Below are 14,336 nucleotides of genomic sequence, written 5' to 3' on the forward strand. Positions count from 1 at the left end.
TATGGAAAATAAATATTTTTATAAAAGGGGAATTTGTAATGGTACCACAAAATTTTATTATAAATATTGAGAATCAAAAATGGTTGTTTAATGAGCAGGAAGATTTATGTTCTCATGGAGAAATATATTTAAATATGGCTGGAACGATTATTACGCAGGCAGGTATGGATGAGGAATGGGGAATAAGTGAATCAGCTTTAGCTTTGTTACGAACTTTAGATAAAGAATATATTTGTGATATTGAAAATGAAGAGGGGCTTATTTTGCACGGATGTGGCACTATGCTAATGTTAGGATGCCCAATTTCAATTCATTGGACTATAAACCATATAGGTAAAAACGTGATTTTAAAGGACTTTGTCAAAGTTATTTCTACTGATCAAAAGGCTATATACTATGAAGGACTTCATATAGAATTGAATGAAAATGAATATAGAAGACAAATTGTTTCTTTTGCACTACAAGCAAAAGAATTATTTAATAAATCAAGTGACAAGATAATTTTAGATGAGTTTGATCAAAGGATGTATACAAACTTTTGGACGGAATATGACGATTTACTAAATAAGTATAAATAAAAAAGCACTGTAACCAGTGCTTTTTTATTTATAGATTACGAGATTGTAGGGTTTTCAAAAATAACAATCTCTGAACTGTTTGTAGTTGAAACACGTTGGGCGTAATATGTTAAAGCTGAAGAAATATATGCTGGTAACGTATCATTTGTATGTGATGTTGTATATTCATGGATTAATTCCTTTAAAGTTGTCCATTCTAATTGTGCTGGGTGATCAGACACGAAAGAACTTACCCAGCGATCAAATGAAGATGAAAAATCAGTTTGTAAACGAAATACTTCTTTCATAATAAAACGCTCCCTTAAAATGTAGTATAATCATTTTACCATAAAACACGAACGATAGCTAAATTTTTTAAGTATAATGTTCGTGTTATATAGTTGTCTAGATGATTGGTTATGTAAATTCAATTTGCCATTTGAAATAACATTCCGTAAGATGAGAGATAGAGTATATTTAGAGCTGGAGGAAAGAAAGTGGAATTTGTATTTTTAGGAACTGGTGCAGGTGTTCCTTCAAAAGGAAGGAACGTTTCAGCAATTGCTTTACAATTGTTAGAAGAACGAGGACAAACTTGGTTATTTGATTGTGGCGAGGCCACGCAACATCAAATATTACATACATCTGTACGTCCGCGCCGCATTGAAAAAATATTTATTACGCATTTACATGGCGATCATATTTTTGGATTGCCTGGTTTATTAGGTAGTCGTTCATTTCAAGGAGGAACTACGCCTTTAACGGTGTATGGACCGAAAGGAATTAAACAATTTATTGAAGTGGCATTATCGGTAAGTACGACACATGTGAAATATCCACTTGAAGTTGTGGAGATAACAGAAGAAGGTACCGTATTTGAAGATAATGAATTTTATGTAGAAACGAAAAGATTGTCACACGGTATAGAATGTTTTGGATATCGTATTGTAGAGAAAGATATACAAGGTGCTCTTTTAGTTGATAAGTTGCTTGAGATGGGTGTGAAACCAGGTCCAATCTTTAAACGTTTAAAAGATGGTGAAGCAGTTGAATTAGAGGATGGCACGATATTAAATGGAAATGAGTTTATCGGCCCACCTCAAAAAGGAAGAATTATTACTATCTTAGGTGATACGCGATATTGCGAAGCGAGTAGGGAGCTTGCGCAAGATGCAGATGTACTTGTCCATGAAGCGACTTTCGCAGCAGAAGATGAGCAACAAGCGTATGATTATTTTCATTCTACATCTAAGCAAGCTGCGAGCATTGCACTTCAGGCAAATGCGAAGCGACTAATATTAACTCACATTAGTTCTCGCTATCAAGGAGATACATATAAGGAATTATTGAAAGAGGCTAGAGAGTTGTTTTCTAATACAGAAATAGCGACGGATTTGAAATCATTCCCAGTAGAAAAATGATAATTTTATAAAAAATGGTAACGGCGGGTTACCATTTTTTTATGTCTAAAAAAATTTAAAAATAAAACTGTTATTATTTTATACTTATACTTGGATGATACAGAAAATTAGGATGGTTTGAATATATAGGATAAAAATACGAAATAATGATTATTTAGAAAAACTGTTATATAAGTCAGATGACATACAAGTGATACAAATAGCAGAAATGGACTTTTATTCAGAACTTTTAAAATTCAACAAAAGTAAGCGTTTTATAAAAAACAAGCTATAATGAGGGCAGATTATAATTTATGATAAGTCACATGTAGTTTAGTCATTATCGTAACAAGTGAAGTTGACTAAATCATGAGAGAGTAACACGAGAATTATAATAGGAAAGATATTACTATTATTTGTCATAAGTCTTTTTCACTTTTTAGCTAAACGATATGATTAGCGAGTGTATCTATTGCAAGTTCCTTAGTAGAAGCTTTTTATTAATAAGGTGGTGGAGATTTAATTGGTACACCACTCTTTAAAAGAGTTCAGAACATCAGCAGGTAGTCTAGGCGGAATAGCGGGTGCAAATTTAGTTGCATTAGCAATGGTTATATCACTTGTTTATGCTATGCTTGCAATGGCTTCTGTGTTAAACTTTGGATTGCTACCAGACTTTATTGTGGATTATCTTATATCATTTTTTAATAAAAATAATACTAAGAATTTTATGTATTATGATAACTGGCATTATTTCAGGTTATATTGGATTACTTTTATTCAAAAACTATCCAATTCGTACAGCAGAACAAATTCGTGGTACAACTGGAAAAGCGACAGATGTAGCAGCTTAATAGAATAGTAGAATAAATTTTTTCATAGAGGTTTAGGGGGAGTTATGATGAAGTATCGCTCAGTATTTGATATTATCGGTCCAGTTATGATTGGACCATCAAGTTCACATACAGCAGGCGCGGCAAGAATGGGGCAAGTTGCTCGCCAGCTGTTTCGTCATGAACCAGAAAGAGTAAGCATTTCATTATATGGATCATTTGCAAAGACGTATCGTGGGCATGGTACGGATGTAGCGCTAATAGGTGGGATATTAGGATTTGAAACAGATGACTTACGTATTCCAGAGGCGCTAGAAATAGCAAAAGAGCGCGAAATTGAAGTAGAATTCATTGAAGAAGATGCCAATGCACCTCACCCAAATACAGCGAGAATTCGTTTGTATAAAGGTGAAGATGAAATTGAAGTTGTTGCTTGCTCAATTGGTGGCGGTAAAATTGAAGTTGTAGAATTAAACGGATTCGATCTTCAATTATCAGGCACGAGCCCAGCACTACTTATTGTAAATAACGATCGCTTCGGTGCTATTGCAGCGGTAGCTTCAATCCTTGCGAAACATGAGATTAACATTAGTACAATGAGTGTATCTCGTAAAGAAAAAGGAAGAAGAGCGCTTATGGTCATCGAAACAGATGAATTATTAGCAGATGAAGTAATTGAAGAAATAAAAGCGCAACAAAATATTTGTCAAGTAACTATTATGGAATAATTGCAGGGGGGACACACCATGTTTCGGAACGCAGCGGAACTAGTGGCGCAAGCTAAAGAACAAAATGTAAAAATCGCAGAAATTATGATTCAATGTGAAATGGAAACAAGAAGTATTTCACGTGAAGAAGTAATTGCTGGTATGGAAAAGAACTTAGTCGTGATGGAGCAAGCAGTAGAACGTGGTATTCGCGGCGTGAAATCACCAACTGGTTTAACTGGTGGAGATGCTGTAAAAGTTCAAGCGTATATGAAGAGTGGAAAAGGCTTATCTGGAGATACGATTTTGGATGCAGTAAGCAAAGCTGTTGCAACAAATGAAGTAAACGCAGCGATGGGAATTATTTGTGCAACACCAACAGCAGGGTCTGCTGGAACAGTGCCAGGTGTACTATTTGCACTAAGAGAAAAATTGCAGCCTACACGTGAAGAAATGATTGAATTCTTATTTACAGCAGGAGCTTTCGGTATGGTTGTTGCGAATAACGCTTGTATTTCTGGTGCGGCAGGAGGATGCCAAGCTGAAGTTGGTTCAGCAAGTGGAATGGCGGCTGCAGCTGCAGTTGAGATGGCTGGTGGAACACAAGATCAAGCAGCTACAGCGATGGCAATTTCATTAAAGAACATGCTTGGTTTAGTGTGTGATCCTGTTGCAGGACTTGTAGAAGTACCTTGTGTAAAACGTAATGCAGCAGGAGCTGCAAATGCGATGATCTCAGCAGATTTAGCATTAGCTGGTGTAACGAGTACAATTCCATGTGATGAAGTAATTGAGGCAATGTTTAGAATCGGACAAACGATGCCAGTAGCACTTCGTGAAACAGCAGAAGGTGGACTTGCAGCAACGCCGACTGGTCGTCGCCTGCAAGAAGAGATTTTTGGGAAGAACAATAACTAAGTGTAATTATAGAAAAAGGAGCTCAAATAAACTTGAGCTCCTTTTTCTATTTTTCTTTTGTTAGTTGTTCTAATGTTTTTCCAAGATTATGTGATCGTTTCGTTGCCTGTGTAATACAAGAAACAAGTGCTTGGTGAAATTTATGTTCTTGTAATACTTCAATACCTGCCTCGGTAGTTCCACCAGGAGAAGTAATTTCCTTTCGCAAAATAGAAGGATGTTTGTCACTTGCTTTTAACATTTCAGCAGCACCAATCATCGTTTGAAGAATAAGTGATTTTGCAACATCTTCTTTTAAACCAATTTTTGTTGCAGCTTCTTCCATAGCTTCCACTACGTAATAAATATAAGCAGGTCCACTTCCGGATAATGCAGTGACAGCATGCATATCTTCTTCCTCTACAACAGAGACGAGACCAATCGTTTCAAATAAAGATGTTGCAGTGCGAATATGTTCCGCTGTTGCATGTTTTGAAGGGGAGATAGCGGTAGCTGATTTTAAAATGGCTGCGGATGTATTTGGCATTGCACGAATAATTGGAACGTCTTTTTGAAGTAGTTTTCTAATTGAGTCAGTAGAAACACCTGCTAGTAATGAAATAATAAGCACGTTATTATTTATGTATTCTTTAAAAGGGGTAAGCGCCTCTGCAACATCCTTTGGTTTCATTGCTAGAAAAAGAATATTTGCATCAGTAAGCAATTCTTTTTTATTATGAGTACCTTTGACACCGTATTTTTTATGTAGCTCTTGTAATCTTGTCTCGTTAGAACGATTACTTACAGTAATTTGTTCACCTTTAACAACATTTGCATGTAACAAGCCACCAATAATAGCTTCGGCAATGGAGCCTGCACCGAGAAAGGAAATGTTTTGAATAGACATGATGTTCCTCCTTTAATTTTGGTTAGAAATTCTTATAAATGTACATACATTCGTTTTTTTATAGGAAACACCTCTTTTTATCTGAAAATAATGACAAATATATATAGAAGTTGTAAACTGAAGAAGTATTCATTTTTGAACCGGAAAGAGACAGGGGGGCTAAGCATGACGGCGATTCACCGAATGGAGATTCCTGTACCATTTGCAGTGGAAACTGTGAATGTGTTTTTAGTTGAGGGGGAGACATTAACATTAATTGATACAGGGACGAATACAGAAGAGGCAAGGAATGCGTTAGAAAGTCAATTAGGTGCATTAGGACATACGCTAGAAGATATTGAAACAGTAGTCATTACGCATCATCATGCAGATCATTGTGGACTTTTAAATATATTTTCTGAGAAGACGAATATTATTGGACATCCTTGGAATGAGCCTTGGATCACACAAAATCCAGAATTTTTAAAGCGGTATCATGAATTTTTTAGAGAGACGGCCTTACAGTTTGGTGTGCCAGCAGCATTTTTGAAAGACGAGTCGTTATTGACGACGAGGACACTTAAATATTCTTGTAATAGATCGTTAACGCATACTGTGAGAGAAGGAGATCGTATTGATTCTTTGCCTGGATTTATAGTACTTGAAACACCAGGTCATGCTTCTACTCATATTTCTTTATATAGAGAATCTGATGGAATATTAATTGGTGGGGATGCTCTCATCAGTCATATTTCTTCGAATCCAATACTAGAACCACCATATGAAGGGCAAACAGAACGGGCACGCCCATTACTACAATATAATCAAACATTACAGCGTTTAAGCGAAATGAATATTTCACGTATTTTATCAGGGCATGGGGAAGATGTTCTAAATGTGAAACAACTTATTGAAACGAGATTACAAAAGCAAGAAACACGTGCTTTTAAAGTGCTTGAGTTATTAAAGGAAAAACCAATGACAGCATTTGAAGTATGTGTAAAACTATTTCCGGTATTATATAAAGAACAATTACCACTTACTATTTCAGAAACGGTTGGACAATTGGACTATTTAGCATATAATCAACAAGTGATGATTGATGAGTCATCGCAACAATTGATTTATTATGCAAAGTAGGTGACAGCAATGACAGGACGTTTACAAAATAAAGTAATCGTCATTACAGGTGCTTCTAGTGGGATTGGTGAGCAAGTTGCAATGCAAGTTGCAGCACAGGGAGCGACTCCAGTATTAATGGCTCGAACAGAAGAGAAACTACAAGCGTTAGTAGACAAAATTAAAGAAACTTATAATACGCCTTGCTATTATTATGTATTAGATGTAAGTGAAGAGATGGAAGTACAGTCTGTTTTTTCAAAGGTATTACAAGAAGTGGGACGTATTGATATATTAGTAAACAATGCGGGATTTGGTATTTTTAAAACGTTTGAAGATGCGTCAATGGATGAAGTGAAAGATATGTTCCAAGTAAATGTATTTGGATTAGTAGCATGTACGAAAGCGGTACTACCTTATATGGTAAACAAGAACGAAGGACATATTATTAATATTGCTTCCCTTGCCGGAAAAATTGCAACTCCGAAATCAAGTGCGTATGCAGCAACGAAACATGCTGTATTAGGATTTACGAATAGTTTACGCATGGAATTAGCGAATACAGATATTTATGTTACAGCAATTAATCCAGGTCCGATAGATACAAACTTTTTTGAAATAGCGGATCAATCTGGTACATATGTAAAGAATATGGGACGTTACATGTTAAAACCAACATACGTAGCAGAACAAATCGTAAAGTCGATGCACACGAAAAAACGTGAAGTAAACTTACCGAAGTGGATGGGAATTGGCCCGAAACTTTATGCTTTATTCCCAGGTTTATTTGAACGTGTAGCAGGTAAATCATTAAGTAAAAAATAGGAGATTTCCACATGGAAATCTCCTATTTTTATTGTTTTCCAGTCACATAATCATAAACAATATCCTCAATCTCCTCGTATAAATCAATTTCAATATTTGAATGAGTCACCGTTTGAATATGTTTCACTAGCATTTCCTGATCTTCTTTTGATATTGGACTGCATTGATATTGCTGAAAACTTTTTATAATCATTTTCTCAATTAATTTTTCGTTCATATTTTTTCCCGCCTGTATGTACGTATGTATTGTTTTATTGTACTTGAAGTGAAATAAAAAAACTACCATGCACTATTTTTGTATAAAAATTCGGTTGTGTATATTGTTTTTCTAGTAAAATTAAGTTTTTTAAGTTTGCAAAATTTATAAATATTTAATTGACTCTATAAATATACAATATTATAATCATACTTAATTTAAAGAATCGATTTGAGGAGGAACTTATGAAAGTCGCAATTATTGGAGCCACTGGATATGGGGGCATTGAGTTAATTCGTTTATTAGAACAACATCCATATTTTTCTATAGCATCTCTTCATTCTTTTTCACAAGTTGGTGAGTGTATAACAAATGTATATCCGCATCTTCGAAATGTCCTCGTTCATACGTTACAAGAAATTGATGTGGAGACAATAGGGAAAGAAGCAGAAATCGTATTTCTAGCAACACCAGCAGGAGTATCGGCGGAGTTAACTCCCAAGTTATTAGCTGAAGGTTTAAAAGTAATTGACCTATCTGGAGACTTTCGTATGATAGATCCTTCGTCATATGAATTGTGGTATAAAAGGCCAGCAGCGAAAGAAGAAATTCTTAGAAAAGCAGTGTATGGGTTAAGTGAATGGAAAAGGACTGAGATTCAAAAGGCAAATTTAATTGCAAACCCAGGATGTTTTGCTACAGCCACATTGCTAGCGATAGCACCGTTAGTACGTAGTAGCATGATTGAAGAAGATTCGATTATTATTGACGCGAAATCAGGGGTAACAGGAGCAGGTAAAACACCAACAACAATGACTCATTTTCCTGAGCTATACGATAACTTACACATCTATAAAGTAAACCAGCATCAGCACGTTCCAGAGATTGAGCAAATGCTTACAGAATGGAATAGTGAATTACAGCCAATTACATTTAGCACACATTTAATACCGATATCACGAGGAATCATGATTACACTTTATGCAAAAGTAAAACAAAAGATGGAAATAAAGCAACTTCAAAAATTGTATGAAGAAACGTATGAACAATCGCCTTTCATCCGAATTTGTACGCAAGGGAAATTTCCAAGTCCAAAAGAAGTGAGAGGCTCAAATTATTGTGATATTGGCATAGCTTACGATGAAAGAACAGAAAGAGTTACGGTCGTTTCTGTTATAGACAATATGATGAAAGGCGCGGCTGGGCAAGCGATTCAAAATGCAAACATAATAGCGGGACTAGAAGAGACAACAGGTTTACAACATATGCCGCTTTATCTATAAGGGGGACATGATGATTAAAGTAGCGTCTATTACAAAATTAGAAAATGGTTCGATTGTAACGCCGAAAGGCTTTTCGGCAATTGGTACTGCAAATGGTCTGAAAAAGGAGAAAAAGGATTTAGGGGCAATCGTTTGTGACGTACCAGCATCATGTGCCGCTGTGTATACAACGAATCAAATACAAGCAGCCCCTTTACAAGTAACGAAGGATAGTATAACGGCAGAAGGGAAGTTACAAGCAATTATCGTTAATAGTGGAAATGCAAATGCTTGTACTGGAATGAAAGGATTACAAGACGCATACGAGATGCGCGCATTAGGGGCGGAACATTTTGGATTGAAAGAAAATTACGTTGCAGTAGCTTCAACAGGTGTAATTGGTGTTCCGCTGCCGATGGATATAATCCGAAAGGGAGTTGCAACTCTTATACCGACGAAGGAAGAAAGTGAAGCATATTCTTTTTCTGAAGCAATTTTAACGACGGATCTTATAACGAAAGAAACTTGCTATGAAATGATTATTGATGGGAAGAAAGTGGCGATTGCGGGTGTTGCAAAAGGTTCAGGGATGATTCATCCGAATATGGCAACGATGCTTAGTTTTATTACGACAGATGCTCATATAGAGCATGACGTATTGCAAACGGCATTATCCCAAATTACGAATCATACATTTAATCAAATTACGGTAGATGGAGATACTTCTACGAATGATATGGTCATCGTTATGGCAAGTGGATTATCAGAAACAAGGCCGATAAATATGGAACATACAGATTGGGAAACTTTCGTATGTGCTTTACAGAAGGTATGTGAAGATTTAGCAAAGAAAATTGCGCAAGATGGTGAAGGCGCTACAAAGTTAATCGAAGTAAATGTGCTAGGAGCTCAAACGAATGAAGAGGCAAAAAAAATTGCAAAGCAAATAGTCGGTTCGAGTCTTGTGAAAACAGCAATACATGGTGAAGATCCAAACTGGGGGCGAATTATTAGCAGTATTGGACAAAGTGAAGTAGCTATTAATCCGAATACAATTGACATTACTCTTCAATCTATATTGGTATTAAAAAATAGTGAGCCTCAAACATTTTCTGAAGAAGAAATGAAAGAGAGATTACAAGAAGATGAAATAGTCATTAATGTGTACTTACACTTAGGAGAAGAGACAGGATCAGCTTGGGGCTGTGACTTAAGCTATGAATATGTGAAAATAAACGCTTGTTATCGTACATAAGGAGAGAGAAGATGAGCGAATATATTGTAGTGAAATGCGGCGGTAGTATGTTGAATCAATTAAATGATGTGTTTTTTGATTGTATAAAGAAATTACAGCAGAAGTATAAAGTAGTGATTGTCCATGGTGGTGGGCCAGAAATTGATGCCAAATTAAAAGATTGTAACATCAACGTAGAAAAAAGAGATGGATTACGCGTAACACCAAAAGAAGTTATGGATGTTGTTCAAATGGTGCTATGCGGAAGTACGAATAAAAAACTCGTAATGAATTTACAAAAGCATAATTTACTTGCGGTAGGTTGTTCAGGGTGTGACGGCAATTTACTTCAAGTTCAACCTGTCAGCGAAGAGATAGGATATGTGGGGGAAGTAAGTTATGTAGAAACAGCCTTATTAAAAGGATTAATAAATATGGAGTATATTCCTGTTATTGCTCCAATCGGGATAAATGGTAATGAAATTTATAACATAAATGCGGACAATGCTGCAGCTGGGATTGCGGCTGCGTTAGGGGCAAAAGAGCTTATTTTTATTACGGATGTAGATGGAATATTACATGAAGGGAATTTGGTAAAGGAAACGGATGAATCGGAAATTGCTACTTTTATAGAAACAGGTGTTATTACAGGTGGGATGATTCCGAAAGTACAGGCGGCACTAGCATCATTAAAAATGGGAGTGCAAAAGATAAGTATTGTGAACGGTACAAAAGATTTTACTGAGGTTACGGGAGAGTGTATTGGAACGACGGTAACGAAAGGTGTGAGTATTGCATGACGAGTCATCTTTTTCAAACGTATGGCAGAAGAACTATTGAGTTTGTAAAGGGAACTGGAACGAAAGTTATTGATAATAACGGTAAGGAATATTTAGATTTTACATCAGGAATTGGCGTATGTAATCTAGGACATTGTCACCCTACTGTTCTCAAAGGTGTACAAGAGCAACTTGATGATATATGGCATATATCTAACCTGTTTACAAACAGCTTGCAAGAAGAAGTTGCGTCATTATTAACAGAAAATAGAGCATTAGATTATGTGTTTTTCTGTAATAGTGGGGCAGAGGCAAATGAAGCGGCTTTAAAGTTAGCACGTAAGCATACTGGAAAATCTCTCGTCGTAACATGCCAGCAGTCTTTTCACGGTAGAACATTTGGAACGATGAGTGCAACGGGCCAAGATAAGGTAAAAGAAGGATTTGGTCCATTACTTCCATCTTTTTTACATATCCCTTTTAACGATATTAAAGCATTAGAGGAAGTAATGAATGAAGAAGTTGCGGCGGTAATGGTAGAAGTTGTTCAAGGAGAGGGAGGAGTAATACCTGCTGATCTATCTTTTTTGAAAGAGATTGAAACATTATGTAATAAGTTCGGTTCCTTATTTATTATAGACGAAGTACAAACGGGGATAGGAAGAACTGGAACACTATTCGCTTATGAACAAGTGGGAATAGAGCCTGATATCGTTACCGTTGCAAAGGCGCTTGGGAATGGGATTCCTGTCGGAGCGATGATTGGCCGGAAAGAGCTCGGAGCGTCGTTTCCTGCAGGATCACACGGTTCAACTTTTGGCGGGAATTACATCGCGATGGCTGCAGCGAAAGAAGTATTGCAAGTAAGTAAAAAACCATCGTTTTTAAAAGAAGTACAAGAAAAAGGCGAGTACGTATTAGAGAAGTTGCAAGAGGAATTACAGCATGTCGAATGTATTCAAAATATACGTGGTAAGGGGCTTATGATTGGGATTGAGTGTAAGCATGAAGTTGCAAGTTTTATAGAACAACTAGAAAACGAAGGACTTCTCGTATTACAAGCAGGTCCTAATGTGATAAGACTATTACCGCCACTCATTGTCACGAATGAAGAGTTAGAACAGGCAGTATATATAATAAAAAAAGTAGTTTGTACAAAAAACGTATCAATCATATAAGGGGGAAGTTTCATGTCAACTGTACAAGTACCGAAATTAAATACGAAAGATCTTTTAACACTAGAAGAATTAACGAAAGAAGAAATTATTTCTTTAATTGAGTTCGCTATATATTTAAAAAAGAATAAGCAAGAGCTTTTATTACAAGGCAAAATATTAGGGCTTATTTTTGATAAGCATTCCACTCGTACTCGTGTATCTTTTGAAGCAGGAATGGTACAGCTCGGGGGACATGGTATGTTTTTAAGTGGGAAAGAGATGCAAATGGGAAGAGGAGAAAGCGTTTCAGATACTGCGAAAGTATTATCGCAGTATATTGACGGGATCATGATACGTACATTCTCACACGCGGATGTAGAAGAGCTTGCAAAAGAATCGAGTATTCCTGTTATTAACGGTTTAACGGATGATCATCATCCTTGTCAAGCATTGGCAGACCTTATGACGATATACGAAGAAACAAATACATTTAAAGGAATAAAATTGGCTTACGTAGGTGACGGAAATAATGTATGTCATTCATTGTTGCTAGCGAGTGCAAAAGTCGGAATGCATATGACTGTGGCAACGCCTGTAGGGTATGAACCGAATGAAGAGATTGTAAAAAAAGCGTTAGCAATTGCCAAGGAAACAGGAGCTGAAATTGAAGTTTTGCATGATCCTGAATTAGCAGTGAATGAAGCAGATTTCATTTATACTGACGTTTGGATGAGCATGGGGCAAGAGGGCGAAGAAGAGAAGTATACTTTATTTCAACCTTACCAAATCAATAACGAACTTGTTAAGCATGCGAAGCAAACATATCGTTTCTTACACTGTTTACCTGCCCATCGTGAAGAAGAAGTAACAGGAGAAATTATAGATGGACCGCAGTCTATCGTCTTTGAGCAAGCTGGTAATCGATTGCATGCTCAAAAAGCGTTATTAGTGAGTTTATTTAAAAATGTAGAAGAGCCTTCCTAAAAGGGAGGTTTTTTTATATTAAAATGTCGGATGTATATTTGGTTAACCATTTCGATATCATTTATAATAAAAGAGAAAACTAAATTTGTTTTTCAGAGTGTGTAAGGACATACTACATATAAAAATATAGTTAAAGAGATGATGAGGGTGAAAACAACTAAGAAAACATATTCGTTTTTCCAGCGGATGTGGAGAATATTAAAGTTTCAATATTATAAGTTGCTTCGATCGCCAGAAGGCGCAAAGAAAGTATCGTTAGGGTTTGCTATAGGATTCGGCTTAGAAATGTTAGTCATTTATACGGCATCGCTCGTATATGTAATATTTTATCCAATCGTCAGGTTAGCAAAGGGATCTTTTCCTGCGGCAGTTATTGGCAATATTATTGGGAAAATATCGTTTCTCCCAGTATTTTTATTTCCGCTTGCGTATGCGCTAGGAAAAATGATTTATCCATTTCATGTACAGAAAATTCATCATGAACCATTTACCATATCGGACTTGTTTTCAAGTCACATTTTTACGATATTAAAGAGCTTATTACAAAGTGAAGTGTATGTATTAATTGGAATGACGATTTTAGGAGTTGTGTTTGGTCTCATTTCATATTTCGTTGTGCATTATTTATACGAAAAGAACCGTAAGTTACGTTTGAAGAAAAGGAAGAAACGAGTGAGAGAACCACTTGTACAATTATAAACAATGTCACATTCATTTTCTCCTTTGAATATGTTTAAGAAAAAGGAGGAGAGGATAATGTATTATTATTACGTACCTCAAGTATATCCATATGTAAATTATTATCCGGTTTATGATACGAGTAGACAATACGAATTATATCGGCAACAACAATTACAGCAATTATCACAAATACCACAATTACCAACACAACAGCCTACACAGGAAAAAAAACCATATTTAACAACATGGCCATATTCCAATGTATACTATGGTAATTATTACGAATCATAAAGCTGCTTCTATTTAGAAGCAGCTTTATACGTTTGTTTTCAAAATTAAATTTTGAATGGTTTGAAGAGAATGAATGAGCTTTTCGCGCTCTTCCTCAGATAATGTTTGGAAATTTTCTTTTAGTTTGTCTAAAATGAATTGCTGATACTGATTTACTAATAATTTCCCTTCAGCTGTTAGGGAAATTAAAATGACCCGTCGATCTTTTTCGCTATAATGACGCTCTATTAGTTCTTCTTGAATAAGTTTGTTTAATAGAGGTGTCATGTTAGGCCGTGAAATCGCTAGCCGCTTGCCGATTTCGGAAACTGCTAATGTGCCGTTTTCATGCAAAAGCAGTAATACTTGTGTATGTGATGGCGGCATATGTCTTTGAGAAGAAAATTCTCCAGGAAGCATAAATTTGCGATAAAAAAGAGGCACTAGCGAAAGAAGATGATCAACAATACGTTCCCACTCGCGTGATTCCATATAAAGGCCCCCTTCCACTATCATTGTAACAAAAAAGACATGTTATAAAAATAGAAT

At 36.0% G+C, this 14,336-nt stretch carries 18 protein-coding genes; 14 read left to right on the forward strand and 4 right to left on the reverse strand.

Annotation, left to right across the window (positions count from 1 at the left end; all coding sequences use genetic code 11):
- The first annotated feature begins 38 nt into the window (after positions 1 to 38).
- Positions 39 to 578, forward strand: coding sequence for a hypothetical protein (locus AU379_RS03635; protein ID WP_000249056.1), 540 nt, complete (start codon positions 39 to 41; stop codon positions 576 to 578).
- Between the two features lie 35 nt (positions 579 to 613).
- On the opposite strand, the gene AU379_RS03640 is transcribed toward AU379_RS03635, so the two are convergent.
- Positions 614 to 865 carry a DUF3932 family protein gene (locus AU379_RS03640; RefSeq protein WP_000665709.1) on the reverse strand — a complete coding sequence of 84 codons (252 nt, stop codon included), beginning with the start codon at positions 863 to 865 and terminating at the stop codon, positions 614 to 616.
- Between the two features lie 189 nt (positions 866 to 1,054).
- On the opposite strand from AU379_RS03640, the gene rnz reads away from it, so the two are divergent.
- From rnz to sdaAA, 4 genes are all read left to right on the forward strand, one after another.
- Positions 1,055 to 1,978 (forward strand): ribonuclease Z, encoded by a 924-nt coding sequence (gene rnz / locus AU379_RS03645; RefSeq protein ID WP_000397453.1) that lies wholly within the window; start codon positions 1,055 to 1,057, stop codon positions 1,976 to 1,978.
- Positions 1,979 to 2,480: 502 nt separating this feature from the next.
- Positions 2,481 to 2,819 (forward strand): hypothetical protein, encoded by a 339-nt coding sequence (locus tag AU379_RS28385; protein ID WP_002098098.1) that lies wholly within the window; start codon positions 2,481 to 2,483, stop codon positions 2,817 to 2,819.
- Positions 2,820 to 2,858: 39 nt separating this feature from the next.
- On the forward strand, positions 2,859 to 3,518 hold the full coding sequence (sdaAB, locus tag AU379_RS03650; RefSeq protein WP_000877445.1) for an L-serine ammonia-lyase, iron-sulfur-dependent subunit beta: 660 nt from the start codon (positions 2,859 to 2,861) through the stop codon (positions 3,516 to 3,518).
- A gap of 18 nt (positions 3,519 to 3,536) precedes the next feature.
- Complete coding sequence (gene sdaAA, locus AU379_RS03655; protein WP_000489461.1) at positions 3,537 to 4,415, forward strand: L-serine ammonia-lyase, iron-sulfur-dependent, subunit alpha; 879 nt, start codon at positions 3,537 to 3,539, stop codon at positions 4,413 to 4,415.
- Between the two features lie 46 nt (positions 4,416 to 4,461).
- On the opposite strand, the gene proI is transcribed toward sdaAA, so the two are convergent.
- Positions 4,462 to 5,301: a pyrroline-5-carboxylate reductase ProI gene (gene proI, locus AU379_RS03660; RefSeq protein WP_000027251.1), complete on the reverse strand. Its 840-nt coding sequence runs from the start codon at positions 5,299 to 5,301 to the stop codon at positions 4,462 to 4,464.
- Between the two features lie 165 nt (positions 5,302 to 5,466).
- On the opposite strand from proI, the gene AU379_RS03665 reads away from it, so the two are divergent.
- Both AU379_RS03665 and AU379_RS03670 read left to right on the forward strand, forming a co-directional pair.
- Positions 5,467 to 6,420 (forward strand): MBL fold metallo-hydrolase, encoded by a 954-nt coding sequence (locus tag AU379_RS03665; RefSeq protein ID WP_000125122.1) that lies wholly within the window; start codon positions 5,467 to 5,469, stop codon positions 6,418 to 6,420.
- 9 nt (positions 6,421 to 6,429) lie between these two features.
- A complete protein-coding gene (locus AU379_RS03670; RefSeq protein WP_000147791.1) occupies positions 6,430 to 7,224 on the forward strand; it encodes an SDR family oxidoreductase in 795 nt (264 codons plus the stop codon).
- A gap of 28 nt (positions 7,225 to 7,252) precedes the next feature.
- Here the strand turns inward: AU379_RS03670 and AU379_RS03675 are convergent, their stop codons facing one another.
- Positions 7,253 to 7,441: a YqzH family protein gene (locus tag AU379_RS03675; protein WP_001003222.1), complete on the reverse strand. Its 189-nt coding sequence runs from the start codon at positions 7,439 to 7,441 to the stop codon at positions 7,253 to 7,255.
- A 224-nt stretch (positions 7,442 to 7,665) separates the two neighbouring features.
- Between AU379_RS03675 and argC the strand changes: the two genes are divergently transcribed.
- The 7 genes from argC (at position 7,666) to AU379_RS03710 (ending at position 13,808) form a co-directional block, all read left to right on the forward strand.
- On the forward strand, positions 7,666 to 8,703 hold the full coding sequence (argC, locus tag AU379_RS03680; protein WP_000861250.1) for an N-acetyl-gamma-glutamyl-phosphate reductase: 1,038 nt from the start codon (positions 7,666 to 7,668) through the stop codon (positions 8,701 to 8,703).
- Positions 8,704 to 8,713: 10 nt separating this feature from the next.
- Complete coding sequence (gene argJ / locus AU379_RS03685; RefSeq protein ID WP_000598380.1) at positions 8,714 to 9,937, forward strand: bifunctional glutamate N-acetyltransferase/amino-acid acetyltransferase ArgJ; 1,224 nt, start codon at positions 8,714 to 8,716, stop codon at positions 9,935 to 9,937.
- An 11-nt stretch (positions 9,938 to 9,948) separates the two neighbouring features.
- The gene (gene argB / locus AU379_RS03690; RefSeq protein WP_000006081.1) at positions 9,949 to 10,716 is read left to right on the forward strand and encodes an acetylglutamate kinase; all 768 of its coding nucleotides are present in this window, start codon (positions 9,949 to 9,951) and stop codon (positions 10,714 to 10,716) included.
- Entirely contained in the window at positions 10,713 to 11,873 is a 1,161-nt protein-coding gene (locus AU379_RS03695) for an acetylornithine transaminase (protein WP_061138964.1), read from the forward strand. Before argB ends, AU379_RS03695 begins: the two co-directional genes overlap by 4 nt.
- A 12-nt stretch (positions 11,874 to 11,885) precedes the next feature.
- The gene (gene argF, locus AU379_RS03700; protein ID WP_000108846.1) at positions 11,886 to 12,836 is read left to right on the forward strand and encodes an ornithine carbamoyltransferase; all 951 of its coding nucleotides are present in this window, start codon (positions 11,886 to 11,888) and stop codon (positions 12,834 to 12,836) included.
- A gap of 138 nt (positions 12,837 to 12,974) precedes the next feature.
- The gene (locus AU379_RS03705; RefSeq protein ID WP_002005691.1) at positions 12,975 to 13,535 is read left to right on the forward strand and encodes a DUF2062 domain-containing protein; all 561 of its coding nucleotides are present in this window, start codon (positions 12,975 to 12,977) and stop codon (positions 13,533 to 13,535) included.
- A gap of 57 nt (positions 13,536 to 13,592) precedes the next feature.
- The gene (locus AU379_RS03710; protein ID WP_000291957.1) at positions 13,593 to 13,808 is read left to right on the forward strand and encodes a hypothetical protein; all 216 of its coding nucleotides are present in this window, start codon (positions 13,593 to 13,595) and stop codon (positions 13,806 to 13,808) included.
- A 24-nt stretch (positions 13,809 to 13,832) separates the two neighbouring features.
- On the opposite strand, the gene AU379_RS03715 is transcribed toward AU379_RS03710, so the two are convergent.
- Positions 13,833 to 14,279: a MarR family transcriptional regulator gene (locus AU379_RS03715; protein ID WP_000445819.1), complete on the reverse strand. Its 447-nt coding sequence runs from the start codon at positions 14,277 to 14,279 to the stop codon at positions 13,833 to 13,835.
- Positions 14,280 to 14,336: the final 57 nt, after the last annotated feature.

Source organism: Bacillus sp. JH7, assembly GCF_001563515.1.
In the GTDB taxonomy this organism is placed as follows: Bacteria; Bacillota; Bacilli; order Bacillales; family Bacillaceae_G; genus Bacillus_A; species Bacillus_A cereus.